Origin of the sequence: Streptomyces sp. NPDC001728, from assembly GCF_040297565.1 — a bacterium.
Lineage (GTDB): Bacteria > Actinomycetota > Actinomycetes > Streptomycetales > Streptomycetaceae > Streptomyces.
Map to the genome: position 1 here is coordinate 1 of NZ_JBEOZK010000038.1, position 26,944 is coordinate 26,944.

Annotated in this window: 25 protein-coding genes; 19 read left to right on the forward strand and 6 right to left on the reverse strand. The window is 70.2% G+C overall.

What is annotated here, in order from left to right:
• A partial coding sequence (locus tag ABT154_RS33355; protein WP_351862055.1) for a polymorphic toxin type 27 domain-containing protein occupies positions 1 to 1,160 on the forward strand: 1,160 nt, incomplete at its 5' end.
• Positions 1,161 to 1,179: 19 nt separating this feature from the next.
• Entirely contained in the window at positions 1,180 to 1,587 is a 408-nt protein-coding gene (locus ABT154_RS33360; RefSeq protein ID WP_056553176.1) for a hypothetical protein, read from the forward strand.
• Between the two features lie 91 nt (positions 1,588 to 1,678).
• Here ABT154_RS33360 and ABT154_RS33365 read toward each other — a convergent pair whose 3' ends face one another.
• The gene (locus tag ABT154_RS33365; protein ID WP_351862057.1) at positions 1,679 to 2,404 is read right to left on the reverse strand and encodes a hypothetical protein; all 726 of its coding nucleotides are present in this window, start codon (positions 2,402 to 2,404) and stop codon (positions 1,679 to 1,681) included.
• A 101-nt stretch (positions 2,405 to 2,505) separates the two neighbouring features.
• Complete coding sequence (locus ABT154_RS33370) at positions 2,506 to 3,180, reverse strand: HD domain-containing protein (RefSeq protein ID WP_351862059.1); 675 nt, start codon at positions 3,178 to 3,180, stop codon at positions 2,506 to 2,508.
• Between the two features lie 164 nt (positions 3,181 to 3,344).
• Here ABT154_RS33370 and ABT154_RS33375 point away from each other — a divergent pair, with 164 nt between their 5' ends.
• The 16 genes from ABT154_RS33375 to ABT154_RS33450 all read left to right on the forward strand — a co-directional run bounded on the left by ABT154_RS33375 (position 3,345) and on the right by ABT154_RS33450 (position 23,902).
• Positions 3,345 to 4,781 carry an MFS transporter gene (locus ABT154_RS33375; protein ID WP_351862061.1) on the forward strand — a complete coding sequence of 479 codons (1,437 nt, stop codon included), beginning with the start codon at positions 3,345 to 3,347 and terminating at the stop codon, positions 4,779 to 4,781.
• An 88-nt stretch (positions 4,782 to 4,869) separates the two neighbouring features.
• The gene (locus ABT154_RS33380) at positions 4,870 to 6,072 is read left to right on the forward strand and encodes a trans-sulfuration enzyme family protein (RefSeq protein WP_351862063.1); all 1,203 of its coding nucleotides are present in this window, start codon (positions 4,870 to 4,872) and stop codon (positions 6,070 to 6,072) included.
• 64 nt (positions 6,073 to 6,136) lie between these two features.
• On the forward strand, positions 6,137 to 6,676 hold the full coding sequence (locus tag ABT154_RS33385; protein WP_351862064.1) for a MaoC family dehydratase: 540 nt from the start codon (positions 6,137 to 6,139) through the stop codon (positions 6,674 to 6,676).
• A gap of 96 nt (positions 6,677 to 6,772) precedes the next feature.
• Positions 6,773 to 7,624 (forward strand): class I SAM-dependent methyltransferase, encoded by an 852-nt coding sequence (locus ABT154_RS33390; RefSeq protein WP_351862066.1) that lies wholly within the window; start codon positions 6,773 to 6,775, stop codon positions 7,622 to 7,624.
• Between the two features lie 82 nt (positions 7,625 to 7,706).
• A complete protein-coding gene (locus ABT154_RS33395) occupies positions 7,707 to 8,750 on the forward strand; it encodes a class I SAM-dependent methyltransferase (RefSeq protein WP_351862067.1) in 1,044 nt (347 codons plus the stop codon).
• Positions 8,751 to 8,916: 166 nt separating this feature from the next.
• Complete coding sequence (locus ABT154_RS33400; RefSeq protein ID WP_351862070.1) at positions 8,917 to 9,810, forward strand: diiron oxygenase; 894 nt, start codon at positions 8,917 to 8,919, stop codon at positions 9,808 to 9,810.
• Positions 9,811 to 9,855: 45 nt separating this feature from the next.
• Complete coding sequence (locus ABT154_RS33405) at positions 9,856 to 10,743, forward strand: class-II aminoacyl-tRNA synthetase family protein (RefSeq protein ID WP_351862072.1); 888 nt, start codon at positions 9,856 to 9,858, stop codon at positions 10,741 to 10,743.
• 1 nt (position 10,744) lies between these two features.
• Positions 10,745 to 11,224, forward strand: coding sequence for a holo-ACP synthase (gene acpS / locus ABT154_RS33410; RefSeq protein WP_351862073.1), 480 nt, complete (start codon positions 10,745 to 10,747; stop codon positions 11,222 to 11,224).
• A 12-nt stretch (positions 11,225 to 11,236) separates the two neighbouring features.
• Entirely contained in the window at positions 11,237 to 11,488 is a 252-nt protein-coding gene (locus ABT154_RS33415) for a phosphopantetheine-binding protein (protein WP_351862074.1), read from the forward strand.
• A complete protein-coding gene (gene metK / locus ABT154_RS33420; RefSeq protein WP_351862075.1) occupies positions 11,485 to 12,705 on the forward strand; it encodes a methionine adenosyltransferase in 1,221 nt (406 codons plus the stop codon). Before ABT154_RS33415 ends, metK begins: the two co-directional genes overlap by 4 nt.
• A gap of 4 nt (positions 12,706 to 12,709) precedes the next feature.
• Positions 12,710 to 13,693 carry a carbohydrate kinase family protein gene (locus tag ABT154_RS33425; RefSeq protein ID WP_351862076.1) on the forward strand — a complete coding sequence of 328 codons (984 nt, stop codon included), beginning with the start codon at positions 12,710 to 12,712 and terminating at the stop codon, positions 13,691 to 13,693.
• A complete protein-coding gene (gene metH / locus ABT154_RS33430; RefSeq protein WP_351862077.1) occupies positions 13,690 to 17,160 on the forward strand; it encodes a methionine synthase in 3,471 nt (1,156 codons plus the stop codon). The genes ABT154_RS33425 and metH overlap by 4 nt, the downstream gene beginning before the upstream one ends.
• 11 nt (positions 17,161 to 17,171) lie before the next feature.
• Positions 17,172 to 18,035 (forward strand): methylenetetrahydrofolate reductase [NAD(P)H], encoded by an 864-nt coding sequence (gene metF / locus ABT154_RS33435; protein WP_351862079.1) that lies wholly within the window; start codon positions 17,172 to 17,174, stop codon positions 18,033 to 18,035.
• On the forward strand, positions 18,028 to 19,437 hold the full coding sequence (ahcY, locus tag ABT154_RS33440) for an adenosylhomocysteinase (RefSeq protein WP_351862081.1): 1,410 nt from the start codon (positions 18,028 to 18,030) through the stop codon (positions 19,435 to 19,437). Before metF ends, ahcY begins: the two co-directional genes overlap by 8 nt.
• 6 nt (positions 19,438 to 19,443) lie before the next feature.
• Positions 19,444 to 20,130: a maleylpyruvate isomerase family mycothiol-dependent enzyme gene (locus ABT154_RS33445; RefSeq protein WP_351862083.1), complete on the forward strand. Its 687-nt coding sequence runs from the start codon at positions 19,444 to 19,446 to the stop codon at positions 20,128 to 20,130.
• Between the two features lie 58 nt (positions 20,131 to 20,188).
• Positions 20,189 to 23,902, forward strand: a complete 3,714-nt coding sequence (locus tag ABT154_RS33450) for a non-ribosomal peptide synthetase family protein (protein WP_351862085.1) — start codon at positions 20,189 to 20,191, stop codon at positions 23,900 to 23,902.
• Here the strand turns inward: ABT154_RS33450 and sigJ are convergent.
• Positions 23,880 to 24,860, reverse strand: coding sequence for an RNA polymerase sigma factor SigJ (sigJ, locus tag ABT154_RS33455; RefSeq protein ID WP_351862087.1), 981 nt, complete (start codon positions 24,858 to 24,860; stop codon positions 23,880 to 23,882). The two genes, ABT154_RS33450 and sigJ, sit on opposite strands and share 23 nt — an antisense overlap.
• 122 nt (positions 24,861 to 24,982) lie before the next feature.
• Here sigJ and ABT154_RS33460 point away from each other — a divergent pair, with 122 nt between their 5' ends.
• Positions 24,983 to 25,378 (forward strand): hypothetical protein, encoded by a 396-nt coding sequence (locus tag ABT154_RS33460; RefSeq protein WP_351862088.1) that lies wholly within the window; start codon positions 24,983 to 24,985, stop codon positions 25,376 to 25,378.
• Positions 25,379 to 25,445: 67 nt separating this feature from the next.
• On the opposite strand, the gene ABT154_RS33465 is transcribed toward ABT154_RS33460, so the two are convergent.
• The 3 genes from ABT154_RS33465 to ABT154_RS33475 form a co-directional block, all read right to left on the reverse strand.
• Positions 25,446 to 25,943 (reverse strand): hypothetical protein, encoded by a 498-nt coding sequence (locus tag ABT154_RS33465; protein ID WP_351862090.1) that lies wholly within the window; start codon positions 25,941 to 25,943, stop codon positions 25,446 to 25,448.
• Complete coding sequence (locus ABT154_RS33470; protein ID WP_351862091.1) at positions 25,940 to 26,425, reverse strand: hypothetical protein; 486 nt, start codon at positions 26,423 to 26,425, stop codon at positions 25,940 to 25,942. Before ABT154_RS33470 ends, ABT154_RS33465 begins: the two co-directional genes overlap by 4 nt.
• A gap of 351 nt (positions 26,426 to 26,776) precedes the next feature.
• On the reverse strand, positions 26,777 to 26,944 hold a 168-nt coding region (locus ABT154_RS33475; protein WP_351862093.1), incomplete at its 5' end, for a transposase family protein.

The following is a 26,944-nucleotide window of genomic DNA, read 5'->3' on the forward strand; positions in this document are numbered from 1 at the left end:
CCGGGATCAGCGATGTGTGGGCGGTGCTCGACCACATCGAGTACATCGGTGAGCCGAAGAACGTCAAGAAGGACAACTGCAACCCGATCATCCACTTCGGGGACTGCAAGGTCACGTCCGACGTCACGTACAAGTCGCACGTCGACGTGTACATGTGCATGGTGCCGTGGGAGCAGTACACGGCCTCGGGCAGCTGCCCGGCCGCGGACACCGTCTACCTCGGCCCGGAGACGACCGAGGCCGAGACCAAGACGCTCACCATCACGCTGACGATGACCGAGTTCAACTCGGGCATCGACCCGGTCGACATCCTCCTCGGGGACTTCATCGGCTGCGCGAAGCTGCTCACCCCGGGTGTGTCGGGCGGCAGCTGGGGCGACTGCGCCTGGGCGGCCAGCTGGTTCGTCGCGGGCCCGCTCTTCCGCGGGGCCAAGGCCGGAGTGGCCGCGCTGGACGCCTCCCTCAGGATGGGCGTCGGGTTCATGGACGCCTACCGGGCGCTCCGCACCATCGGTCTGACCGAGGCCGCCATCTCGGGCATCATCAGCCGGATCCTCCGGAAGATCGACGAGGTGTGCCAGGCCGGGGACGTCGTGACCTTCAAGGTCGCCTCGTTCTCGGTGGCGTCGAGCGGCGACGACCTCGTCAAGAAGTGCGCCGCGATCCTCGCCGGTCTGGTGAAGGACGGCGATCACGTCGTCCTCGGAATCAACCCCTACTCGGACGACCTGGCCAAGTCCCTCGGCGGTCAGACGTTCAACAACAAGGAGCTGTACGGCATCGAACTGCCGGAGAGCATGGGGCTGGGGAAGCGCGCCATCTGGACGGTGGGTGTGGAGCGGGCGGTGTCCAACCCCAACGTGAAGCTCTCGGTCTCCCTGGACGGTGTCGAGGGCGCCAAGACCGCCGACGAGGCGCTGTCCATGCTTCTGGCGCGAGGGGACTCGATCCCGGACAGCAGCTGGAAGCTCATTCAGGACGGCGGCTACGGAACCGCGTGGGAGATGGTCAAGCTCCGTGCGGCTCTCCGGATGGAGTACCGGAAGTGGGCCTCCGTCGAGTGGCACATGACCGTGAGGGACCCGGAGACGGGGAAGATGGTGGTCAAGCAGGTCTATCCGACGAAGCTGACCTACGCCAACGGAACACCGGTCGAATAAGGAGAGGAAGACGGCGGTCATGACGGATTTCATCCGGGAGGGGCGGCTCTTCAGAGTCACCGCGTTTCTCCCCTCGCACCGGCAACTGTTCCTGACCAGTCCGGCCACCCTGGTGGACCAGACCACGACGAGGGTCGAGGTCTCCATCGGGCATGTGGAACTGATGTTCCTCAAGCCCCTCTACCGGAACGGGCTCCACATCCGGCGGGCGACCGCCGAGGAGTTCGCCGTGCTCGGTGAACGGCACGGCATTCCGGAGGAAAGCGCCGCGTACACGTGGATGCTGGAACGGGACGGCGACAGCTTCGTCGTCGGTGCCAACCCGTCCTGGCGGGAGGCGGAGTACGAGCTGATGGGTGACCTTCAGTCCTTGTACGACGCCCCCTCGCCGCCGGAGTTCCCGATGGAATCGGGGCACGTCGACTGACCTGGTCGGCCGACATGAAAGGGGCCTCCCCGGGAAAGCGAGAGCTTTCCGGGGGAGGCCTCTTCCGTGGGTACGGAAAAACGGGGGGACGTCAGCCCCCCAGGCGGTCCAGCTGCGCCTTGATCAGCGGTTCCGGGATCGCCGCCTTCTGCGTGTCCAGCATGTTCACGCCGTAGAACGCGGCGATGATTCCGCCCTCGCGCACCACCGTGTACGTCATCGGCACCTTCTGCTTGCCGATGTCGCCGGTGATCCGGTAGCCGACGGCCTCGTCACCGAGCTTCGGCGCCGGGAGACTCTCGACCTTTCCGTAGGTGAGGCCGAGGGTCTTGAAGCCCTTGGGGCAGTCGGTGACGGCGGCGCGCAGCTCCTTCATCACCCGGGCGGCGTTCTCCTCGGAGTGGGAGGCGAGCCACATGGAGCCGACGGTCGCGCTGGTCGCCTCGACCGGCTGGAGCGAGCGGTGTACCTCGCTGACGGCCGGGATGTGGGTGAAGCCGCCGATGAGGCTGGCGAGCGGCTGGCAGGCCTTCCGGTCGGCCTCCATGCCGCGGCCGGCCTCGACCTCCGCCTTGGCTATCTTCTTGGCGTCGAATCCGGCGGTCTTTCCCGTGAGGGCGACCTTTTCGAGCTGTCTGGTGTCGAGTGCGCCGAGCCTCTTCGCCTCCGCGGCCTCCTTCTCCTCGGCGCTCCGCGTGTTCTGCGCGCTCGCCTTCGGATTCTTGTCGCCCGAATCCGAGGATTCGCCGCTGCACGCGGACAGGGCGAGCAGGGCGGGCAATACGGCGGCGATCGGGAGGGCCGTACGCAGTCTCATGGTCTTTTTCCTGGAATCTCTCGCGGGTGAAGACAAAGTGAAATGATCTTACCGGCGGAAGAGGGTCCTTCTCATTACGTTTCGAGGTCGACTCGATCCGTTCAGGCCTTTCCGGACATGTCCGTCAGTTCCGCGAGTTCCCGTTCCATGTTCTCCCGTGCCCGCTCCTCCCAGACCGCCGCGCCATAGGGCGTACGGAAGAGGCGGGGGAGTCCGAGGAGGTGGCGCAGGATCGTCGCGCGGCCTTCGCGGAAGGCGGCTTCGGGGACGAAGGCGTACTCCTCGCGCACCGCCGCCGTATACCCCCTGTAGGTATCGCGGTCCGAGGCCAGGATCGCGAGGTCGGCATCGCAGAGGGTCTCGCCGTTGAGGTCGCCGCCGGCCGGGTCGTGGCCGGTCGTGAGGCGGACGAGCCGGGCCACCTCGGTGACCTCGTGCGGGGTGAGTCCGGCCTCGGTGAGGGCCTTCTCGGCGAGGGCCGCCGAGCGTTCCTCGTTCTCCGAGCGGTCGGGGCGATAGACGGCGTCGTGGAACCAGGCGGCGAGCCGTACGAGCTCCAACTCGCCGCCCTCGCCACCCTGATCGGTCAGTTCGTCGATGCGGTCGAGGACCGCCCTGAGGTGGTCGACCGTGTGGTAGTGGCGCTGCGGCTCGGCCCAGCGGGCGAGCAGGTTGCGGCCGTAGGGGGCGGGGTCGGGGCCCTCGCGGCCGGCGCGGGCGGCGAGCAGGGTGGTGTTCCAGCGCCGGAGGAGCGCGGGGTCCTGGTCTGCGGTCATGGGGGCATTGTGCCCGGCCGGGGGTGCGGAGGCAGTGCTTCCCACGCGCCCTCACCTCACTCTTACATACCCCCCATGGGTATGCTACGGTGCTGCGCACAGGTACCCCCTAGGGGTATGCCCCGGCTTCGGTCGGGGGTCGTAGCGAGCGAAGGGTCAGGGCAATGTCAACCGTCAATCCCCGGCGCTGGTGGGCACTTGTCGTGCTCGCCGCCGCACAGTTCATGGTCATCATGGATACGTCGATCATCGGGGTCGCGCTCCCCGAGATGCAGAAGGACCTGGGCTTCTCGCAGAGCGAGCTCCAGTGGATCTTCAACGCCTATGTGATCGTCTTCGGCGGTCTGCTGCTCCTCGGCGGACGCCTCTCCGACCTGGTCGGCGCCCGCAAGATCTTCGTCTCGGGCTGGGCGGTCATGATCGCCGGTTCCGTCGTGGCCGCCGCCGCGCAGACCGCCTGGGTCGAGATCGTCGGCCGCGCCGTCCAGGGCGTCGGCGGTGCGCTGATCGCGCCCTCCGCCATGACCCTGCTCATGATGCTCTTCATGCACGACCCGAAGGAGCTCGGCAAGGCGATGGCGCTGTACGGCGCCGCCGCTCCCGCCGGCGGTACCGCGGGCGTCTTCCTCGGCGGTGTCTTCACCGAGTGGATGAGCTGGCAGTGGGTCTTCATCATCTACATCCCGATCGGCCTCGCCACCCTCGCCGCGACCAAGCTGCTCCCGAACGTCGAGTCCCGCCGCGGCTCGGTCGACGTCCTCGGAGCCGCCGCCGTCACCGCCGGTCTCGCGCTCGCCGTGTTCGCCGTGGTCCGCGCCCCCGAGGTCGGCTGGGGCTCCACCGGCACGATCCTCCAGCTGATCGGCGCCGCCGTCCTCCTGGTCCTGTTCTTCGTGATCCAGAAGAGCATCGGCGAGCCGCTCATGCCGCTCAGCGTCTGGCGGGTCCCGCGCCTCGGCTCGGCCAACCTGGCGATGACGCTGCTCGGTGCCGCCTGGATCCCGATGTGGTACTTCCTCAACCTGTACCTCCAGCAGGTGCTGGGCTTCGGCGCCTTCGAGTCCGGCGCCGCGCTGCTCCCGATGACCGTGCTCCTCATGATCTTCATGACGGCCATCACCGCCCGGCTCATGATGAAGGTCGGGGCCAAGCCGCTGATCGGCGGCGGTCTGCTGGTCCTCGCGGCCGGTCTGGTCTGGCTGGCGGCCGTCCCGCCGACCGGTTCCTTCCTCGTCGACGTCCTGCCGGCCTCGCTGGTCGCCGCGCTCGGCATGTCCCTCGCCTACATCCCCGCGATGATCGCCGCCATGTCCGGCGCCCCGCAGGAGCAGGCCGGTCTCGCCTCCGGCATCGTCAACACCACCTACAACGTGGGCTCCGCGCTCGGTCTGGCCGCGCTGACCGCCGTCGCGATGTCCCAGGGCGCCGACCAGCTCGGCAACCTGCCGAAGCTGACGGACGGCTTCTCGTCCGCCTTCATCGGCGCCGCGATCATCGCCGCCGTCGGCGGTGTGATCACCCTCCTCGTCATGAAGAGCGACAAGGCCCTCGCGGCCGAGTCCGCCGCCCCCGCGGCGCAGGGCGAGAAGGTCACTGCCTGAACCGCCCCGAAGGGGTCGCCCGATGTCCTTCCCCGGACATCGGGCGGCCCCTTTTCCGTATCCCGTCAGGGTCTTCGAAAGGACCGTCGTGGAACTGATCACCCGTGCTGTGCACGTCGTCAACGAGCCGTTCCAGAGCGGCAGTTGGCCGCTCTCCGTGCCTCTCGTGCAGTCCTCCGCCTTCGCCTTCGACTCCGCCGCCGAGCTGGCCGGGGCGATGGCGGACCCCGACGGGCGGTACGTCTACAGCCGTCGCGGCAACCCGACCGTGCGGGCCCTCGAACAGACCCTCACCGGCCTCGAAGGCGGCGAGGGCGCCATCGCCTTCGCCTCCGGCATGGGCGCGATCAGCGGGGTTCTGCTCGCCCTCCTGCGGCCCGGCGACCGGGTGGTGGCCCAGCGGTGCCTGTACGGCGGCACGCACGCCGTCCTCGCCGACCTCTCCGAGCGGTACGGGATCGAGGTCGTCCGGATATCCGGTGACGACCCCGGCGAGCTGGAGGCCGCCGCCGTGCATCCCGCCACCCGGCTGCTCGTCCTGGAGACCATCGCCAACCCCACCGGCCAGGTCCCCGACCTGCCGGGGCTGCTGGCCGCCGCCCGCGCGCTCGGCGTGACGAGCGTGGTCGACAACTCACTGGCCTCGCCCGTGCTGTGCCGCCCCCTGGAGCACGGCGCCGACATCGTGGTGCACTCGACCACCAAGTACCTCTCCGGGCACTCCGACGTGCTGGGCGGCGCCGCCGTCTTCGCGGACGAGGGGCTGCGCCGCCGGGTCTGGCCCCGGACGGTCGAACTCGGCGCCTGCGCCGACCCGTTCGCGGCCTGGCTGACCCTGCGCGGGATACCCACGCTGCCGCTGCGGATGCGCGAGCACTGCGCCAACGCCGCCGCGCTCGCCGAGCGGCTCGACGCCCACCCGGGCGTCACCGCCGTCCACTATCCCCGGCTCGCCGGCCACCCCTCGTACGAGCGCGCGGGGAAGGTGCTCTCCGGCGGAGGCGGGCTGCTCTCCTTCGAGCCGGCGGGCGGCCGGGAGGCGGGCCGGGCCTTCGTCGAGCGCGTACGGGTGGCCAAGCTGGCGCTCTCCCTCGGCGGCGTGGAGACCCTCGTGACGCACCCCGCGTCCACCTCCCACCGGGAGCTGGACGAGGCCGCCCTGGAGGCCGCCGGGGTCGCTCCCGGGCTCGTTCGGATGTCCGTGGGCATCGAGGACGCCGGGGACCTCTGGTCGGACGTGCAGCAAGCTCTTCAGGACGGGCCCGGCCCGTCTTTTGGGTTGACAAAATAAATGGTCGATTCGTAGATTGGGGTGTGCCAGGGAAAGACCACTCCTAGGTCAAGGGGGGCGCGAGATGCGCTACTTCGAGGACTTCCGGCCCGGCGACGTCCATGAGCTGGGCGCCGTCACCGTCACGGCGGAGGAGGTGCTGGAGTTCGGCAGGCGCTTCGACCCGCAGCCCTTCCACACGGACCCCGAACGCGCGGAGCGGTCGCAGTTCCGCGGCCTGATCGCGAGCGGGTTCCACACCCAGGCGATGTTCATGCGCCGCTACGTCGACGGACTGCTCGCCTACAGCGCCTGCATGGGCTCGCCCGGCATCGACGAGGTCCGCTACCTGCGGCCCGTGCGCCCGGGCGACGTCCTCACCGCGCGCGTCGAGATCCTCGGCGTCACCCCGTCGCCGTTCAACCCCGCCACCGGCACCGTCAAACCGCGGTGCACCCTGGTGGCCGCCGACGGGACGGCCGTGTTCAGCATGATCCTGCACAGCATCTTCCGCCGGCGCCCCGCCGACTCCGAGGCCGGCCATCTGTCGTCGATGCCCGCGGCCGAGGACCCCGTCGCGTGCGCGCGACCGGCCAAGACCTGTGTCCCGGTCATGAGCGCCTGACGATCCGTCCTTCGTCGGGCCCCTGAACACGGCCGTCCGTACCTCCCGCACCACCCCACCCACACCAGACCGTTCACGAGTGAAGGGGGACCTCCCGTGGAGGCCGTATCCCGCACCGCCCAGTGGACCGCCGCCGCGCGCGCCCTGGAGACCGAGCGCGAGGACCGGCTGTTCGCCGATCCCTACGCGCGCACCGTCGCCGACACGATCGGCTTCGAACTGCTGGAGCGCTACGCCGGGGGCGGCACCGTGCCGTTCCTCGCCATCCGCACCACCTACCTCGACCGCGCCATCGTGCGGGCCGTCGAGGAGCGGGGCATCCGTCAGGTCGTCTTCCTCGCCGCCGGCATGGACACCCGCTTCTTCCGGCTGCCCTGGCCCGACGGCGTCACCGTCTACGAGCTCGACCGCCCGGCCCTCCTGGAGGCCAAGGCCGAGATGCTCAAGGACGAGCCGCAGCCCGCGGGCCGCACCCGGATACCGATCCCGGTCGACCTCACCCAGGACTGGACCGGCGCCCTCAAGGAGGCGGGCTGGAAGAGCGAGGAGCCCGTCCTGTGGGTGGTCGAGGGCCTGCTGTTCTTCCTGCCCGAGCAGGCCGTACGGACCCTGATATCGACGCTCTCCGCGCACGCCGCTCCCGGCTCCGTGCTGCTCGGCGACGTCATCTCCAGGGCCGCCCTGGAGAACCCGCTCGCCCGCGGCTTCATGAAGGCCCTGGACGAGGACGGCAACCCGTGGCTCTTCGGCACCGAGGAGCCCGAGGCGCTGCTCGCCGACTGCGGCTGGGCCGTACGGGAGGTCAGGCAGCCCGGTGAGCCGGGCGCCGACTTCGACCGCTGGCCCTACCCGGTCCCGGCCCGCTCCGTCCCGCGCGTGCCGAGGTCGTTCCTCTTCACGTGTGACCTGCCGGGTGCGACCGGTGTCGACTCGGGGGTGGCCGCATGACCGCCCGCCGGGGGTCCGGGGGTCGTCCCCCGGGTCAGCACAGTACGTGTGACCTGCCGACGCACGAGGAGGAGAAGGCCGCATGAGCGCCCACGACTTCCACCAGAGGGTCATCACCGACGCCGGTGCGGCGGTCCGCGGCCTGACCGTCGCCCTCGGCGAGCGCCTCGGGCTCTACAAGGCGCTGGCCGAGAAGGGCCCGCTCACCGCCGCCGCGCTCGCGGAGACCACCGGCACGAACGAGCGGTACATCGAGGAGTGGCTGCACGCCCAGCTCTCCGCCGGGTACGTCGAGCGGCACCCCAGCTCCCTCACGTACACCCTGCCCGCCGACCACGTCGAGGTCCTCGCGGACCCGAAGGCCGTCACGTACGCCGCCGGGTTCTTCACCGCCCTCAAGGCGCTGTACGCCACCGAGGACCTGCTCGTCGACGCGTACCGCACGGGTGACGGCGTCGGCTGGGCCGAGCACGACGCGGCCCTCGACACCGGCATGGGCTCCTTCTTCCAGCCGACGTACGAGCACAAGCTCGTCCCGGACTGGCTGCCCGCGCTGCACCAGGTCACCGACAAGCTGGCCGCCGGCGGCACCGTCGTCGACGTCGGCTGCGGCGTCGGCCACACCACGCTGCTCATCGCGAAGGCCTTCCCGAACGCCACCGTCCACGGCTTCGACTACTCCGAGGAGGCCATCTCGATCGCCCGGGAGCTCGCCGAGGAGGCCGGTCTGTCCGGCCGGGTCGTCTTCGAGGTGGCGTCCGCCGACGACTACCCGGGCGCCGGCTACGACCTGGTGTGCTTCTTCAACGCCCTGCACGACATGGGCGACCCGGTCGCCGCCGCCCAGCACGTCCACAAGTCCCTGGACGCGGACGGCACCTGGATGCTCGTCGAGTCGAACGTCTCCCCGCAGGACATCGACGTGCAGACGCCCGCCGCCCGCATGTTCATGGCCCTGTCCGCCGTGATGTGCCTGCCCGTCGCGGTCGCCCAGCGCGGCCCGCACGCGCTCGGCAACCACTCCGGCGAGAAGGCCTTCCGGGCCATCGCGGAGGAGGCCGGCTTCACCCGCTGGCGCCGCGCGACCGAGACCCCGGTCAACGCCGTCTACGAAGTCCGCCCGTAGTCCCGGTCCACCCCGAGGGCGAGTGAGCCGAAGGGGCGCGCCGAGGGAACAGCGCCGAGCGCGCGCAGGCCCCGAGGAACGAGGGGTCGAGCACGATCGGTGATGTGAGCTCGGCTCCAGCGCCCCGGAGGTGAACCGAGCCTGAAAAAGAGAATGGAGCCAGACCATGGGCGTCGCCGCCCCGCTGCCGGTCACCGACCGGTTCATGGAGGTCCTGGAGCGCCTCAGCGAGCGCTCGGTCGAGGACTACTACAACCCGTACCAGACCTTCCAGTGGCCCGAGACGCTGGAGGAGAACCGTTTCTGGATGACGCCGGAGCTGCTCACCGTCTACGGCACCGAGCACTACGACGCCCTCGGTGAGGAAACGCTTCAGCGCCTGTCGAAGTGGGAGTCCATCAACTTCTACAGCCTCAATGTGCACGGCATCCGCGAACTCCTCATCGAGGTCGTCGGCCGCATCCACATGCCCGGCTTCGAGGTGCCCTCGGACTTCTTCCACCACTTCATCGGTGAGGAGAACGAACACATGTGGTTCTTCTCCGAGTTCTGCCGCCGCTACGGCCACAAGATCTACGGTTCCACCGCGATGCGCGCCGACGCGGCCTGGGAGCCGGAGGTCGAGAACTTCCTGGTCTTCACCCGCATCCTCTTCTTCGAGGAGCTGGTCGACCACTACAACTCCCGGATGGCGAAGGACACCTCGCTGTGCCACACCATTCGCGAGGTCAACCGCATCCACCACCAGGACGAGTCCCGGCACATCGCCTTCGGGCGCGAGCTGGTCTCCCTGCTGTACGGCCGGATGTGCCAGGCCGTCAGCGCCGAGCGGGTCCGCGAGGTGGAGGCGTACCTCAAGCGGTACGTCGTCTACAGCGTCAACTCCCTCTACAACCCCCACGTGTACCGGGACGCCGGAATCCCCGACCCGCTGGCCCTGCGCAACGCGCTGGTCGCCGACGAGAGCCGCCGCCCCCACGAGCGCAAGGCGATCCGCAAGCCGCTCGCCTTCTTCCTGAAGACCGGGATCTTCTCCGACGACAGCCTGCCCGTCGTCTGAGCGACTCCCCGACCCGAGAGCCCTCACCCGAGAGGTGCACCGACCATGACCTTGACGACCCCCGAGACCGTCGGGGAGACCAGGGGCCTCCCCTCGCTCGGCCCGGAGGGGACCCGCCTGCTGCGGCTCCTCGACGACACGTTCGAGAGCTGGGGAGTGACCGCGGGCGCCCGCCCGATGACCATGCCCCCGCTCCTGCCGGCCGCCGAGCTGGCGAAGCTCGACTACTACGACAACTTCCCGCACCAGGCCGTCGTCGCCACCCCGCTCGACCTGGAGCGGCGGGCGACCGCGCCCTTCTCCGCCGAGACGGGCAGCTTCCCGAGCGAGGCCCTGGAACCCGCCTCGCTGGGTCTGCCCTCGGCGTCCTGCTACGCCGTCTACCTCGACCACCGGGGCAGCCGGGTCGCCGACGACACCCTCGTCACGATCTGCTCCTGGTGCTTCCGCAAGGAGACCCACTACGAGGGCATGCGGCGCCAGCTCGGCTTCCGCATGCGGGAGATCGTCGCCATCGGCGCGCGCGAGCACGCCGAGACCCACCTCGCGGACTTCACCGGCAGGATCCAGCGGTTCGCCGCCGCCCTCGACCTGCCGCTCCGCAAGGAGGCCGCCTGCGACCCGTTCTTCGACAAGGGCGGCTCGAAGGCGCTCCTCCAGCGGCTGACGCCGGTGAAGTACGAGTTCCTGTACGAGGACCTGGCCATCGCCTCGGTCAACACGCACCGGAACTTCTTCGGCGACCGCTGCGACATCACCCTGGAGTCGACCGGCGGACCGGCCTTCACCAGCTGTGTCGCCTTCGGTCTCGAACGCTGGCTGTCCGCGCTGACCAGGCGCCACGGCGGCTGGGAGGCCGCCACCGGGGCGGTGCTCGACGCGAACGCCCGCATGCGGGCCGATGCGAGTGGCGCGGCCGGGCCGGTGATCTGACGTGCCGGCCCGTCCCGCCGCCCCGCCGGCGGGCGGCCTGGGGTGGGCGAACCTCGGCATGGACATCGTGTCCGTCAACCGTGTCCGCAGGCTCCTCGCCCAGTACGGCGAGCGGTTCTTCGAGCGGATGCTCACCCCCGGCGAGCTCGCCGACTGCCGCACCTCCTCCGGGCTTGACTTACTGAGCCTGTGCGGACGGATCGCGGCCAAGGAAGCGGCCTTCAAGACCTTACGGGTCAGGGGCAGGTTCCTGCCCTGGCCGGACATCGTGGTGCGGCGTTCCGAGGGCGGCTGGCCGCTCGTGGAGCTGCACCGGGCGGCGGCCGAGATGGCCGCCGAGTCCGGCATCACCGAGATCACCGTGTCCATCAGCCACGACGTGGACTACGCGGTCGCGGTGGCCGCTCCGATCATCGCCCCCGCCCCGTACTCCAGCCCCACCCCCCCCACGAATCCAGCAGCAGTAGCTAGCAGCAGCTAAAGGAGAGCAACCATGGCCGACGGCCTGCAGACGGTGAAGAACTGGATCCTCGAGCGTCACCCCGAGCGCGACGACATCGCGTCCGACCTCGACCTGATCGAGAACCGGCTCATCGACTCACTGTCCTTCGTCGAGTTCGTCTTCCTGCTGGAGCAGGAGAGCGGCACCGCGATCCAGATGGAGACCCTGGAGGTCGAGTCCATCCGCACCCTCGGTGCCATCGGGCAGCACTTCTTCAAGGTCCCGGTGGAGGTCCAGGCATGAGCCGGCGCCTCTTCACCTCGGAGTCGGTGACCGAGGGCCACCCCGACAAGATCGCCGACCGGATCAGCGACACCATCCTGGACGCCCTGCTCGCCGAGGATCCGTCCTCGCGGGTGGCGGTGGAGACCCTGATCACCACGGGTCTCGTGCACATCGCGGGCGAGGTCACCACCTCGGCGTACGCGCCGATAGCGAAGCTGGTGCGCGAGGCCGTCCTCGACATCGGCTACGACTCCTCCGCGAAGGGCTTCGACGGCGCCTCCTGCGGCGTCTCGGTGTCCATCGGCGCGCAGTCCCCGGACATCGCACAGGGTGTGGACACGGCGTACGAGTCCCGGGTCGAGGGCGCGGGCGACGAGCTGGCCGCGCAGGGCGCCGGCGACCAGGGCCTGATGTTCGGCTACGCCTGCGACGACACGGCCGAGCTGATGCCGCTGCCGATCGCGCTCGCCCACCGGCTCTCGCGCCGGCTGACCGAGGTCCGCAAGAACGGCACCGTGCCGTATCTGCGGCCCGACGGGAAGACCCAGGTCACCATCGAGTACGACGGGGACCGTCCGGTCCGCCTCGACACGGTGGTGGTGTCCTCGCAGCACGCCGCCGACATCTCCGTCGAGGGCCTGCTCACCCCGGACGTGCGCGAGTACGTCGTCGAGCACGTCCTCAAGGAGCTGGTGGAGGAGGGCGTCAGCCTGGAGTCCGACGGCTACCGGCTCCTGGTCAACCCGACCGGGCGTTTCGAGGTCGGTGGCCCGATGGGCGACGCCGGGCTCACCGGCCGGAAGATCATCATCGACACCTACGGCGGGATGGCCCGCCACGGCGGCGGCGCGTTCTCCGGCAAGGACCCGTCCAAGGTCGACCGCTCGGCCGCGTACGCCATGCGCTGGGTCGCCAAGAACGTCGTCGCCGCCGGTCTCGCCCGCCGCTGCGAGGTGCAGGTGGCGTACGCGATCGGCAAGGCCGAGCCGGTCGGTCTCTTCGTGGAGACCTTCGGCACCGGCACCCTTCCGGACGAGCGGATCCAGGAGGCCGTCAGCGAGGTCTTCGACCTCCGCCCGGCGGCGATCATCCGCGACCTGGACCTCAAGCGGCCCATCTACGCGAAGACGGCGGCGTACGGCCACTTCGGCCGCGAACTGCCCGAGTTCACGTGGGAGCGCACGGACCGCGTCGCGGCCCTCAACAAGGCGGCTCATCAGGGAGAAGGGGTCTGAGGAAATGCGTATCGCTGTCACGGGATCCATCGCGACCGACCATCTGATGACCTTCCCCGGCTGGTTCAGCGAGCAGCTGCTCGCCGACCGGCTCGACAAGGTCTCCCTGTCGTTCCTCGCCGACAACCTGGAGGTCAGGCGCGGCGGAGTGGCAGCGAACATCTCCTTCGGACTCGGCGTCCTCGGCCTGCGTCCCGCCCTGGTGGGCGCGGTCGGCGCCGACTTCGAGCCGTACCGGGTCTGGCTGAAGGACCACGGCGTGGACACCGACTCGGTGCGCGTCAGCGAGTCGCTGCACACCGCCCGGTTCGTCTGTACGACCGACCGGGCCCAGAACCAGATCGCCACCTTCTACGCGGGGGCGATGGCCGAGGCGCGCGAGATCGACCTTCGGGACGTCGTCGCGCGCACCGGCCGGCTGGAACTGGTCCTGGTCTCCCCGGACGACCCCGAGGCCATGCTGCGGCACACCCGCACCTGCCGTGACCTGGGGATTCCCTTCGCCGCCGATCCCTCGCAGCAGTTGGCGCGGCTCGACGGCGAGCAGGTGCGGGAGCTGGTGGACGGGGCGCGGTATCTGTTCACCAACGAGTACGAGACGGCGCTGCTCCTGGAGAAGTCCGGCTGGGCGGAGGCGGACGTGCTGCGCCGGGTGGGCACCTGGGTGACCACCCACGGCGAGGCGGGCGTCCGGGTCCGGGGCGAGGGCCGTGAGCCGCTGTCGGTGCCGGCGGTGGAGGTCGCCGGGGTCGTCGACCCGACCGGTGTCGGGGACGCCTTCCGGGCGGGTTTCCTCGCCGGCCTGCTGTGGGGCGTGCCGGAGCGGTGCGCGGCGCAGCTGGGCTGCGCGGTGGCCGCGACGGTCCTGGACTACGTGGGGACGCAGGAGTACCGGCTGCACCGGGACTCCCTCCTGGACCGGATCAGGACGACGTACGGGGTGAGCTGCACGGCCACGCTCGTCACACATCTGAGGGGGCTGACGTGAGTACCGCCCGGCGTTCTCTGCGGGAGGAGTTCGCGACGCGGGTCGTGGTGGCCGACGGAGCGATGGGCACGATGCTCCAGGCCGCCGACCCGACGATGGAGGACTTCCGGCAGCTGGAGGGCTGCAACGAGATCCTCAACCTCACGCGCCCCGACATCGTCGCCTCCGTCCACGACGCCTACTTCTCGGTGGGTGTGGACTGCGTCGAGACGAACACCTTCGGGGCGAACCTGGCCGCGCTCGCCGAGTACGGCATCGAGAACCAGGTGTACGAGCTGTCCGAGGCCGGTGCCCGGATCGCCCGTACGACGGCGGACGCGCACACGGCGGTCGACGGCCGCCCCCGCTGGGTCCTGGGGTCCATGGGCCCCGGTACGAAGCTGCCGACGCTCGGCCACGTCACGTACGAGCCGCTGAGGGAGGCCTTCCAGCAGAACGCGGAGGGTCTGATCCGGGGCGGTGCGGACGCCCTGCTCATCGAGACCTCGCAGGACCTGCTCCAGACGAAGGCGGCCGTCATCGGCGCCCGCCGGGCCCTGGACTGGGTGGGTGTGGACCTGCCGGTGATCGTGCAGGTCACGGTGGAGACGACGGGCACCATGCTGCTCGGCTCGGAGATCGGGGCGGCGCTGACCGCCCTGGAGCCGCTGGGCATCGACATGATCGGCCTGAACTGCGCCACGGGCCCGGCGGAGATGGCCGAGCACCTGCGGCACCTGTCCCGGCACGCCCGGATCCCGATCTCGGTCATGCCGAACGCGGGCCTGCCGGTCCTCACCTCGGACGGCGCCCACTACCCGCTGTCGCCGGCCGAACTGGCCGACGCGCAGGAGAACTTCGTCCGCGAGTACGGTCCCGCCCTGGTCGGCGGCTGCTGCGGTACGACCCCGGAGCACCTGCGGGAGATCGTGGAGCGGGTGCGGGGCGCCGCCGTCATGGACCGGCGGCCGACGCCGGAGCCGGGCGCGTCCTCCCTGTACAGCCATGTGCCGTTCCGCCAGGACACCGCGTATCTGGCGATCGGGGAGCGGACCAACGCCAACGGTTCGAAGAAGTTCCGTGAGGCGATGCTCGACGGCCGCTGGGACGACTGCGTCGAGATGGCGCGGGACCAGATCCGTGAGGGCGCGCACATGCTCGATCTGTGCGTGGACTACGTGGGCCGGGACGGCACCGCGGACATGGCGGAGCTGGCGGGCCGGTTCGCGACGGCCTCGACGCTGCCGATCGTGCTCGACTCGACGGAGATCGGGGTGCTGCGGGCGGGTCTGGAGAAGCTCGGCGGCCGGGCCGTCGTGAACTCGGTGAACTATGAGGACGGTGACGGGCCGGAGTCGCGGTTCGCGCAGGTCACGGCGCTCGCGAAGGAGCACGGCGCGGCGCTGATGGCGCTGACCATCGACGAGGAGGGCCAGGCCCGCAGCGTCGGGCACAAGGTGGCGGTGGCGCAGCGGATCATCGCCGATCTGACCGGGAACTGGGGGATCAGGGAGTCGGACATCCTGATCGACACCCTCACGTTCACGATCTGCACCGGTCAGGAGGAGTCCCGCAGGGACGGCGTCCACACGATCGAGGCGATCCGCGAGCTGAAGCGGCGCCACCCGGACGTGCAGACCACGCTGGGCCTGTCCAACATCTCCTTCGGGCTGAACCCGGCCGCCCGGATCGTCCTCAACTCGGTCTTCCTCGACGAGTGCGTGAAGGCGGGCCTGGACTCGGCGATCGTGCACGCCTCGAAGATCCTGCCGATCGCCCGTCTGGAGGCGGAGCAGGTGGAGGTGGCGCTCGATCTGATCCACGACCGGCGCCGGGACGGGTACGACCCGCTGCAGCGCTTCCTGGAGATGTTCGAGGGCGCGACGGCGAAGTCCCTCAAGGCCGGCAAGGCGGAGGAGCTGCTCGCGCTGCCGCTGGACGAGCGGCTGAAGCGCCGGATCGTCGACGGCGAGAAGAACGGCCTTGAGGCGGACCTCGACGAGGCGCTGGAGTCGCGTCCGGCCCTGGCGATCGTCAACGAGGTGCTGCTCGACGGCATGAAGACGGTCGGTGAGCTGTTCGGCTCCGGCCAGATGCAGCTGCCGTTCGTGCTCCAGTCCGCCGAGGTCATGAAGACGGCGGTCGCCCATCTGGAACCGCACATGGAGAAGTCCGACGCCGAGGGCAAGGGGACGATCGTCCTCGCCACCGTTCGGGGTGACGTCCACGACATCGGCAAGAACCTCGTCGACATCATCCTGTCCAACAACGGCTACAACGTCGTCAACATCGGCATCAAGCAGCCGGTCTCCGCGATCCTCGAAGCGGCGGAGGAGCACCGGGCCGACGTGATCGGCATGTCCGGTCTCCTCGTGAAATCCACCGTGATCATGAAGGAGAACCTCCAGGAGCTGAACGGCCGGGGCCTCGCCGCGAAGTTCCCCGTGATCCTCGGCGGCGCCGCCCTCACCCGGGCGTACGTCGAGCAGGACCTGCACGAGCTGTACGAGGGCGAGGTGCGCTACGCCCGCGACGCCTTCGAGGGCCTGCGCCTCATGGACGCGCTCATGGGCGTCAAGCGCGGTGTCCCCGGGGCCGTGCTCCCGCCGCTCAAGCCCCGCCGGGTCCCCAAGCGGGAGACGCCCGTCGCGGAGGTCAGGGAGCCCGAGCCGGCCGGCCGCTCCGACGTCGCCGCCGACAACCCCGTACCCGAGCCCCCCTTCCTCGGGACGAAGGTCGTCCAGGGCATCCCGCTCGCGGAGTACGCCCCCTGGCTCGACGAGACCGCCCTCTTCAAGGGCCAGTGGGGCCTGAAGGACAACGGGACCATCGAGACGGAGGGCAGGCCGCGGCTGCGGGCCCTGCTCGACCGGATCGAGCGCGAGAACCTGGTCGAAGCGGCCGTCGTGTACGGCTGGTTCCCCTGTGTGTCCAAGGGCGACGACCTGATCGTCCTGGACGAGGACGGAGGCGAGCGGACCCGCTTCTCCTTCCCCCGCCAGCAGCGGGGCCGCCGCCTCTGCCTGGCCGACTTCCACCGCGCCGAGGACTCCGGCGAGGTGGACGCGGTCGCCCTCCAGGTCGTCACGGTCGGCTCGCGCATCGGGGAGGAGACCGCCCGCCTCTTCGCCGCCGACGCCTACCGCGACTACCTCGAACTCCACGGTCTCTCCGTCCAGTTGGCGGAGGCCATGGCCGAGTACTGGCACTCCAGAGTGCGCGCCCAGTGGGGCATCGCCGGGGCCTCGGAGCCGGCCGGCCTCGAAGGGATGCTGCGCACCGAGTACCGGGGCTGCCGCTACTCCCTCGGCTACCCGGCCTGCCCCGACCTGGAGGACCGGGCGAAGATCGCCGCCCTGCTCCGCCCGGAGCGGATCGGCGTCGAGCTGTCGGAGGAGTACCAGCTGCACCCCGAGCAGTCGACGGACGCGATCGTCGTCCACCACCCGGAGGCGAGCTACTTCAACGCGGGAGGCCGACGCCAGTGAACCCCACATGCGTGAACCCGACGTTCTCCTTCGAGTTCTTCCCGCCGAAGAGCGAGCGCGGCGAGCAGACCCTGTGGGACGCGATCCGCCGTGTGGAGGCGTTGTCCCCGGACTTCGTCTCCGTGACGTACGGAGCGGGCGGCTCGTCCCGCGACCGGACCATCGACGTCACCAAGCGGATCGTGACGGAGACGACCCTGCGGCCGGTGGCACATCTGACGGCCGTCGGGCACTCGGTCGCCGAGCTGCGGGCCATCATCGGCGCGTACGCGGACGCCGGGGTCAGGGACGTACTGGTGCTGCGCGGCGACCCGCCCGGCGACCCGCGCGGCGCCTGGACCCCGCACCCGCGGGGATTCCGATACGCCTACGAACTCGTCGAGCTGGTCCGCGCGTTGGGCGACTTCCGGATCGGGGTGGCCGCCTTCCCGGAGGGCCACCCGAGGTCCCGGGGCCCGGCGGAGGACCTGGCGCACTTCGTCGCCAAGTGCCGGGCGGGCGCCGACTACGCCATCACGCAGATGTTCTTCGACCCCGAGGACTATCTGCGGCTGCGGGACCGGGTGGCGGCGGCGGGCTGCGACACCCCGATCATCCCGGAGATCATGCCGGCCACCGACGTACGCCAGATCAGGCGCTTCGCGGAGCTCAGCGACGCCGCCTTCCCGGAGGACCTGGCGCACCGCCTGGAGGCGGCGAAGGACGACCCGGCCGCCGCCTACCGCATCGGCGTCGGGCACGCCGCGCAGATGGGTCTGCGGCTGCTCGAAGAGGGCGCGCCCGGCCTGCACTACATCACGCTGAACAAGTCGACGGCGGCCCTGCACATCCACCGAACCATCCTCAGCGCAAGGAGAGTTGCCGCACATGTCTGATTTCTCTGACTACAAGGTCGCCGACATCTCGCTGGCCGCCTTCGGCCGCAAGGAGATCACCCTCGCCGAGCACGAGATGCCGGGCCTGATGTCGATCCGCCGCGAGTACGCCGCCACGCGGCCGCTGGCCGGGGCGCGGATCACCGGCTCGCTGCACATGACCGTGCAGACCGCCGTCCTCATCGAGACCCTGGTCGCCCTCGGCGCCGAGGTCCGCTGGGTGTCCTGCAACATCTACTCGACCCAGGACCACGCCGCCGCCGCGATCGCCGCCGCCGGCATCCCCGTCTTCGCCTGGAAGGGCGAGACCCTGGAGGAGTACTGGTGGTGCACCGAGCAGGCGCTGACCTGGCCGAACTCGCCCACCGGAGGCCCCAACATGATCCTGGACGACGGCGGTGACGCCACGCTCCTCGTCCACAAGGGTGTGGAGTACCAGAAGGCCGGCGAGGTCCCGGACCCGTCGACGGCGGAGAACGACGAGCACCGGGTCATCCTGGAGCTGCTGCGGAGCACCACCCTGGACTGGGCGCCGATCGCCGCCGCCATCCGCGGCGTCACCGAGGAGACCACGACGGGCGTCCACCGCCTGTACGAGATGCACCGCGAGGGCGCGCTGCTCTTCCCGGCGATCAACGTGAACGACGCCGTGACGAAGTCGAAGTTCGACAACAAGTACGGCTGCCGCCACTCCCTCATCGACGGCATCAACCGGGCCACCGACGTCCTCATCGGCGGCAAGACCGCCGTGGTCTGCGGCTACGGCGACGTGGGCAAGGGCTCCGCGGAGTCGCTGCGCGGCCAGGGCGCCCGGGTCATCGTCACCGAGATCGACCCGATCTGCGCGCTTCAGGCGGCGATGGACGGCTACCAGGTCGCCACCCTGGAGGACGTGGTGGAGACCGCCGACATCTTCATCACCACCACGGGCAACAAGGACATCATCATGGCGTCCGACATCGCCCGCATGAAGCACCAGGCGATCGTCGGCAACATCGGCCACTTCGACAACGAGATCGACATGGCCGGCCTGGCGCGGATCCCCGGGATCGTGAAGGACGAGGTCAAGCCGCAGGTCCACACCTGGACCTTCGAGGACGGCAAGGTCGTCATCGTCCTCTCCGAGGGCCGTCTGCTGAACCTGGGCAACGCCACGGGACACCCCTCCTTCGTGATGTCGAACTCCTTCGCGGACCAGACGCTCGCCCAGATCGAGCTGTTCACGAAGCCGGAGGAGTACCCCGTCGACGTGTACACGCTGCCGAAGCACCTGGACGAGAAGGTCGCCCGGCTGCACCTGGACGCCCTCGGCGTCCGCCTCACGACCCTGCGCCCCGAGCAGGCGTCGTACATCGGGGTCCCGGTGGAGGGCCCGTACAAGCCGGACCACTACCGCTACTGAGGACGCATGTGTACCGACGACCCAGGTGACGCGCCCGACGTGCGCGACCCGTGGCTACCGGACCGGCTCCTGAGAACGGAGCGGGACCTGCTGATGCCGCTGCTCCGCCGCACCCCCGAGGAGGCGTACGAGCTGCGTACCGCCTGCCCCGGCTGGACGGCGCGGCAGGTCCTCGCCCACTGCGGGGCGGCCCTCGTGCGGATCGTCGAGGGCCGGCTCGAAGAGGGCGTGTTCCTGCCCGAGGCCAACGCCTGCGACGTGGCCGAACGCGAGGAGTGGCCGCTCGGCCGGATCCTCGACGAACTGGAACGCGGCCTCACCGAGGCCGGACCGGTGATCGCCGGACGCGAGGACGGCAGGCTCGACGCCGTCGCGCTCGGCGAGTGGGTCCACGCCGGAGACGTACGGGAGGCCTTCGGCGAGCCCGGCGCCTACTGCGGCAAGAGCCTCGAACTGGCCCTGCCGCTCCTCTCGGTGACGAGCCGCAAGCGGGAGACGCCCCGCCTGGTGGGCGTCCTGGCGGACCGGGACACCACCCCGGTGGCCCTCGGCAACCCCGTCGAGGGCCGCCCGCCGGCCTCCTTCAAGGGGGACGCCGCCACCCTGATCCGGATCTACGCGGGCCGCCCGCTGGTCCGGACCCGCTACGAGCTGACCGGCGCGACCGAACACGAACTGCTCATCTACCGCTGAGGGCCGGCGGGGGCGCCGGGCCCGGGTCCCCGTCGCCCCCTTCCTCCAGAGGACCGCCATGCCCAGCACGCTCGACCGGCTGCTCCACGCCGAGACACTGGAACGGCCCGACGCCACCGCCGTGGTGTACGAGGGCGAGACGCTCACCTTCCGGGAGCTGTCGGAGGGCGCCCTCGTCCTCGCCGCGTACCTGCGGACGCTCGGCGCGACGAAGGACACCCGTGTCGGCGTCCACGTCGATCCTTCACTCGAACTGGTGATCGGGGCCTGGGGTGTCCTGTGCTCCGGCGCCGCCTACGTCCCCCTCTCCCCGGAGTACCCGGAGGAGCGCGTCCGCTACATGATCGAGGACAGCGGCGCCCGGATCGTCTTCACCCAGGACGACCACCGCGACCGCGTCACCGCGCTCGCCCCGCCCGGCACCACCGTCGTCACCCTCCACGACGCCGTCCGGCACGCCTGGCGGAAGGCGGGCGAGGAGGTGGTCCCGTACGGCATCGGCGAGCGCGACCTCGCGTACGTCATCTACACCTCCGGCTCCACCGGAAAGCCCAAGGGTGTCATGGTCGAGCACCGCTCGATCGTCGCCCAGATGCGCTGGATGGCCGCCGAGCACCGGCTGCGCCCCGGCGCGACCGTCCTGCAGAAGACCCCCATGAGCTTCGACGCCGCCCAGTGGGAGATCCTCGCCCCGGCGGTCGGCGCCCGCGTCGCCGTCGGCCCGCCCGGCTGCTACCGCGACCCGGAGGCCCTCCTCGACACGATCCGCGCCCATGGCGCGACCATGCTCCAGGGCGTCCCGACCCTCCTCCAGGCCCTCGTCGACACCGAGCGCCTCGGCACCTGCACCAGCCTTCGCCGGGTGTACTCGGGCGGCGAGCTCCTCTCCCGCAACCTGGCCGCGCAGCTCCTCGCGGAACTCCCCGCCGCCGAACTCATCAACCTGTACGGCCCCACCGAGTGCACCATCAACGCCTCCTCGCACACGGTCGACCGCGCCGCGCTCACCGCCGACGGACCGGCCGCGATACCCATCGGAAGACCCGCGTACGACACCACCTTCCACATCCGCGAAGGCGAGCTGTGCATCGGCGGGGTCCAGGTGGCGCGGGGGTACCTGGACCGTCCCGAGCTGACGGCGGAGCGTTTCGTCACCACCGACACCGGCGAGCGCCTCTACCGCACCGGCGACCTGGCCCGCTGGAACGAGGACGGCACCGTGCAGTTCGCCGGCCGTGCCGACAACCAGATCAAGCTGCGCGGCTTCCGCGTCGAGCTGGACGAGATCGCGCTCGCCGTCGAGAACCACGACTGGGTGAAGAACGCGGCCGTGATCGTGAAGGACGAGCCCCGCACCGGCTTCCAGAACCTGGTCGCCTGCGTCGAGCTGTCCCCGAAGGAAGCGGCCCTGATGGACCAGGGCAACCACGGCGCCCACCACCAGTCCAAGGAGTCCAAGCTCCAGGTCAAGGCGCAGCTCTCCGACGCGGGCACCCGAGACGACGCCGACCTCGCGGGCCGCCCCGTCGTCGTCCTGCCGGGCGTCACCCCCACCGAGCGGATGCGCCGCACCGTCTTCGCCCGCAAGACCTACCGCTTCTACGAGGGCGGCGAGGTAACCCGCGCCGACGTCCTCGCGGCCCTGGCCCGCCGCCCCGAGGGCATCGGCTCCCGGACGATCGCGGGCCTGACGGTGGGCGACCTGGGCGAGATCCTGCGCTGGTTCGGCCAGTTCACCAGCGAGGAACGCCTGCTCCCGAAGTACGGCTTCGCCTCCCCGGGTGCCCTGTACGCCACCCAGCTGTACGTGGAGGCGCGCGGGATCACGGGCCTGGAGCCGGGCACGTACTACTACCACCCGGTCCGGCACCGGCTGTACCTGACGGAGGCGGTCCCGGGCGAGGGCGAACCGTATCTGCGGGTGTCGTTCCGGGGACGGCGGGAAGCGATCGAACCGGTCTACCGGAACAACATCCAGGAGGTCCTGGAGATCGAGACGGGCCACATGGTGGGCCTGTTCGAGGAGATCCTGCCGGGGTACGGGCTGGACATCCGGCCGTGCGGGACGCCGGCGCCCGAGGAGCCGTCGTACGAGGTCGTCCCGTACGACGAGGAGTGCCGGGCCGACCCCGAGGTGGACCTCTACGTCCAGGCGCACCCGGGCCTGGTGGCGAACCTCCCGGCCGGCCAGTACGCCTACGAGCAGGGCGGCTTACGCCTGATCTCGCCCTCCCTCGTCGAGAAGAAGCACGTGATCGCGATCAACCAGGCGGTCTACGAGCGGGCGCAGCTCGGCATCACGGTGATCAGCCGCACGGCGGAGACGGGCCGGGCGTACGTCGACCTCGGCCGGGCGCTCCAGCGCCTCCAACTCGGCACCCACGGGCTTGGGTTCATGTCCTCCGGCTACAGCTCGAAGTCCGGCCACCCGCTGCCCGCCGCCCGTCGCGTCGACGAGATCCTGACGGCGGCGGGCCGGGAGACCGGTCCCTCGTACTTCTTCGTCGGCGGCCGGGTCTCCGAGGAGCAGCGGCTGAGCGAGGGCATGTACGAGGACACCGTCCACATGAAGGGGCCGGCGGAGATGATCCGTGACGACCTCGTCCACCACCTGCCGGACTACATGATCCCGAACCGGGTCGTGGTCCTCGACCGGCTGCCGCTGTCCGCGAACGGCAAGGTCGACACGAGGGCGCTCGGCGAACTGGCGGTCGTCAACGCGGGCCTGCACGGCCGCCCGCACGTCCACCCCCGCACCCGCACGGAGAGCAGGCTCGCGGAGATCTGGGCGGCGGCCCTCAAGTACGAGGAGCCCGGGGCGGTCTCCGTCCTCGACGACTTCTTCGAGTCGGGCGGGAACTCCCTGATCGCGGTCGCGCTCGTCACGAGCATCAACCGCGAGTTCGGCGCGGGGCTGCCGCTCCAGATCCTCTTCGACCGCCCGACGATCGAGAAGCTCGCCCACCGGCTGGACGGCGCCGCCGCCACCCCCGCCTCCCGCCTGGTCCGGCTCCACGCTCCGGGCGCGCGCCCGCCGGTCTACTGCTGGCCGGGCCTCGGCGGCTACACGATGAACCTGCGGCACCTCGCGGAGGAGATCGGCATCGACCGCCCCTTCTACGGGGTGCAGGCCTACGGCATCAACCGGGGCGAGGAGCCGTACGACACCATCCGTGACATGGCGGCGGCGGACGTGGAGGCGATACGGCGGCGCCAGCCGGCGGGCCCGTACACCCTCTGGGGTTACTCCTTCGGCGCCCGGGTCGCCTTCGAGTCGGCGCACCTGCTCGAAGCGGCGGGGGAGCAGGTGGAGAACCTCTTCCTGATCGCCCCGGGCTCCCCGAAGGTCCGCTCGGGGGAGACGGGAGGGGCGGCGTACGACAATCCGGCGTTCGTGACGATCCTCAACTCGGTGTTCTCGGGGGCGATCGAGGCGCTGCCGGAGGAGATCCGGGACCGAGGGGCGTTCGTCGCCCACATCGCGGACCGCTTCCCGGCGCTGGATCCGGACCTGATCGCCCGGATCGTGGCGATCGTCGAGGAGACCTCCGAGTTCACGTACACGTTCAGGGAGCTGAGTGAACGGCAGGTGAGGTGCCCGGTCACGCTCTTCAAGGCGGCGGGCGACGACTACTCGTTCCTGGAGAACGCGGAGGGCTGGTCGACGCGCCCGCCGACGGTGGTGGAACTGGACGCGGACCACTACAGCCTGCTGAGGCAGCCGGACCTGAAGGAACTGATCAAGAAGATCAGATACCGGCTGGGTCAGTAGTCGGGGCGGGGGCCCCGGGGGTGCCGGGGGTGTCGAGGGCGGCCCACGCCTGGAGCTTCTCCGGGTTGCGGACCGCCCAGATACGGCCGACGCGGTCACCGCTGAGGTCGAACGCCGCCACGGTCACGGTCACGCCGGAGTGCTGGGCGACCAGCCCCGGCCGGCCGTTGACCGTGCGTTCCAGGAGGGTCAGGCCGGGTGCCTTGGCGGCGATGAACACGAGGTACTCGGCGATCCGCCGACTGCCCACGACCGGCCGCAGGACCGTCCCGACGAGCCCGCCGCCGTCCGAGACCATCGTGGCGTCCGGGTCGAGGAGGCCGACGACGGCCTTGATGTCCCCGGCCTCCCAGGCCTCCTTGAAGTGCCGCACCAGACCGGCCTGCCCGGCCACGGGAACGGCGGGGGCGTGCGCGGCGCGCACCCGCCGCCGCCCCGAGGAGGCGAGCTGGCGGCAGGCGGCGGGCGTCCGGCCGACGATCCCGGCGACCTCGGGGAAGGGGTAGCGGTAGACGTCGTGGAGGACGAACGCGACCCGCTCGGCGGGCGTCATCGACTCCAGGACGACGAGGAAGGCCATGCTGACGGACTCGTCGAGGGTGACCCGGTCGGCGGGATCGTCGGGCACGGCGGACGCGCCGCCGCCCACGGCCCCGCCGATCCACTCCGCGCGGTCGGGCAGCGGCTCGGGAACCCACTCGCCGACGTAGCGCTCGCGCCGGACCCGGGCCGACCCGAGCAGATCGAGGCAGACGCGCCCGGCGACGGTGGTGAGCCAGGCCCCGGGCGAGTCGATGGCGGCCCGCCGGGCGGGAGTCAGGGCGTACCAGCGGGCGTAGGCCTCCTGCACGGCGTCCTCGGCCTCGGTGAGCGAACCGAGCAGCCGATAGGCGATGTTGAGGAGGAGGGGCCGCTCGCGGAGCAGGGATGCGGGATCGGTCCCGGCGGGCGTACTCATGACGGACGGCGCTCCTGATTCCCCTGGCGGCGTCGCGTCGCCTCACACTTCGCGGCTCCGTTTCGTCGGACTGTCGAGACAGTATCGATCTACTGCCGCGAGGCGGAAAGAGGGGCCGGACCATGGCTGTAGAGGCGACGACGGCGGGCCGGAACCGCGTGACGTTCCTGAAGGTGTCGGTGGCGCTCCAGACGGTGGCGATCTTCTTCCAGGCGAGCACGGCGGGGCTGGTGCTCTCCACGTCGTACGGGGAGCTGCTGCACGGGGTCGGGGCGCGCGTGATGTACGGCGCGACGATGGTCTACCTGCTGGCGGCGATCCTGGCGTGGCGTCCGGGCGGCGGCTCCCCGCGCCCGATCCTGTACGCGACGGGCTTCCTGGTCCTGGCCTCGGCCCAGGTGATCCTGGGCGTGGCGCACGTGCCGTCGGTGCACCTCCCGCTGGGCGTCCTGATGTTCGCCCTGAGCGCGCTGGACCTGAGCAGGACGTGGGGGGCGCGGGGCGCGCGGGGGCGCTGAGGGTGCGGGGGAAGCGGGGGCGGCGGGCCGCGCCGCCTCCCCCGCAGGACCGCCCGACTCGATTCTTCTACTGGCCGACGCTCATGGCCCAGCGCACGGAGTTCGGTGCCCGCACGCTGACGGAGGCGGACGCCCGCTTGTGCTTGAGATCGATCTGGTTGTACGTGGTACTGACCGTGTCATCCGCGCACTGAAGCGGGAAGGAAAGCCCGGAAGGCGCGTAGGTGACGTTCATCGTTCCCTTGCCCTGGCACGAAATCGCGATGCCAAGGGGCGCCTGGCGAACGCCATCCTTCAGGGGTACCTCCATGTTGCCCTGAACATTCGCCACGGAGGCCAGGAGCTTCATGTCCGGGATCTCTGGAGGTGCCGTGACAGAGCCGGAGGGTTCCTCCTTCGTGCCGGTCGTGCTCGCCTGGGGCGATGAAGGGGCGGCGGAAGTCGAAGGCTTCGCTTGGTCCTCCTTTCCGTCGGCAGTGCAGCCGACGGAAAGGAGGGCCACGGATGCGCTGACTCCCAGAAGCAGGATTCTCTTCCTGGAGAGCCGTCCGAAGTTCTGGCTCACCGCTCCCACAGGTACCACCCGACGTACCAAGGCGTGAGGGTTGTCCCGGTCTTCTTGGGCGACGTTGTGCAGTTGCTGTAGATCGTGTAGGCCGTGCCGGTGTTCTTCATTCGCCAGACCCCGCACTTTCCGTATGTGGTCTTCTTGGGCGGCGTGTCGATCTGGATCTCGTTGCCGACCTTGACGGTCAGCTTGGCTGAGAGCTCGACACCGTATTTCGCCTCGACCTCCGCTACAACCACGCTCGCGGATACCTTGACCTCGGACGATATGGCCACGCCCACCTCGCCGCCTGTCTCGGACTTGAACCACGAGCGGGCTGTGCGGCTGGTGCCGTTGTAGTTGGCCTGAGCGGCGCCGACGCCTGCGTGGTACTTGCCGAGATTCGCGTTCGGCCTGTAGATGTTCTTGCTCGGGCCGCAGTACTCGCTACTCGGGCCGTTGGCCGGCGGCTTGCTCGGTGTGGGTGGAAGCTCCGGCACCTCGTCGGTCGGAGCCGGCGTGAAGCCCTCTTCCTCCTCTGGCGGAGGGCCGGGCTGTAGAACGCTTTCCTCGACAGGAGTTACCTCTGCGGATTCCGCGAAGGCGGCCGAGCCGGCTGTTCCCAGGATGGTTACCGCAGTAATTGAACTAACAGACTCCTGCTGATCACTGATCGCAAGATTCCCCCTTGAAGTGGATCGCTTGGTCAGGGCGACCGGTTGATGAGAATTTACCGCGCCGCCTCTATCTTGTGGCGGCGCGTGGGGAACTCTGAGGGCGATTTGAGCATCGCGGGTAAATGATCTGGCTCCAGCCCGGTGCGGTTCGGGGCAAGTGAGCCTTTTCCAAGCTCACGCTGACGCATGATGAAGGACAAGGACGGCCTTCACGACGTCGGTGATTCGGTTGGTGCTGCAGCGGAGCTTCCGCAGGAGGCGCCAGCCCTTGAGGGTGGCCATGGCCTGCTCGCCGAGGCAGCGGATCTTCGCGTGGCTGCTGTTGTGGCGGCGCTTCCATCT

Excerpts from the sequence above, each read along its gene's own strand:
- ABT154_RS33405 (WP_351862072.1), top strand. The coding sequence starts at position 9,856 with ATGACCTTGACGACCCCCGAGACCGTCGGGGAGACCAGGGGCCTCCCC.
- ahcY (WP_351862081.1), top strand. The coding sequence starts at position 18,028 with ATGTCTGATTTCTCTGACTACAAGGTCGCCGACATCTCGCTGGCCGCC.
- ABT154_RS33375 (WP_351862061.1), top strand. The coding sequence starts at position 3,345 with ATGTCAACCGTCAATCCCCGGCGCTGGTGGGCACTTGTCGTGCTCGCC.
- metK (WP_351862075.1), top strand. The coding sequence starts at position 11,485 with ATGAGCCGGCGCCTCTTCACCTCGGAGTCGGTGACCGAGGGCCACCCC.
- ABT154_RS33370 (WP_351862059.1), bottom strand. The coding sequence starts at position 3,180 with ATGACCGCAGACCAGGACCCCGCGCTCCTCCGGCGCTGGAACACCACC.
- ABT154_RS33425 (WP_351862076.1), top strand. The coding sequence starts at position 12,710 with ATGCGTATCGCTGTCACGGGATCCATCGCGACCGACCATCTGATGACC.
- ABT154_RS33365 (WP_351862057.1), bottom strand. The coding sequence starts at position 2,404 with ATGAGACTGCGTACGGCCCTCCCGATCGCCGCCGTATTGCCCGCCCTG.
- sigJ (WP_351862087.1), bottom strand. The coding sequence starts at position 24,860 with ATGAGTACGCCCGCCGGGACCGATCCCGCATCCCTGCTCCGCGAGCGG.
- ABT154_RS33400 (WP_351862070.1), top strand. The coding sequence starts at position 8,917 with ATGGGCGTCGCCGCCCCGCTGCCGGTCACCGACCGGTTCATGGAGGTC.
- ABT154_RS33415 (WP_351862074.1), top strand. The coding sequence starts at position 11,237 with ATGGCCGACGGCCTGCAGACGGTGAAGAACTGGATCCTCGAGCGTCAC.
- ABT154_RS33445 (WP_351862083.1), top strand. The coding sequence starts at position 19,444 with ATGTGTACCGACGACCCAGGTGACGCGCCCGACGTGCGCGACCCGTGG.
- ABT154_RS33460 (WP_351862088.1), top strand. The coding sequence starts at position 24,983 with ATGGCTGTAGAGGCGACGACGGCGGGCCGGAACCGCGTGACGTTCCTG.
- ABT154_RS33385 (WP_351862064.1), top strand. The coding sequence starts at position 6,137 with ATGCGCTACTTCGAGGACTTCCGGCCCGGCGACGTCCATGAGCTGGGC.
- ABT154_RS33395 (WP_351862067.1), top strand. The coding sequence starts at position 7,707 with ATGAGCGCCCACGACTTCCACCAGAGGGTCATCACCGACGCCGGTGCG.
- ABT154_RS33360 (WP_056553176.1), top strand. The coding sequence starts at position 1,180 with ATGACGGATTTCATCCGGGAGGGGCGGCTCTTCAGAGTCACCGCGTTT.
- ABT154_RS33450 (WP_351862085.1), top strand. The coding sequence starts at position 20,189 with ATGCCCAGCACGCTCGACCGGCTGCTCCACGCCGAGACACTGGAACGG.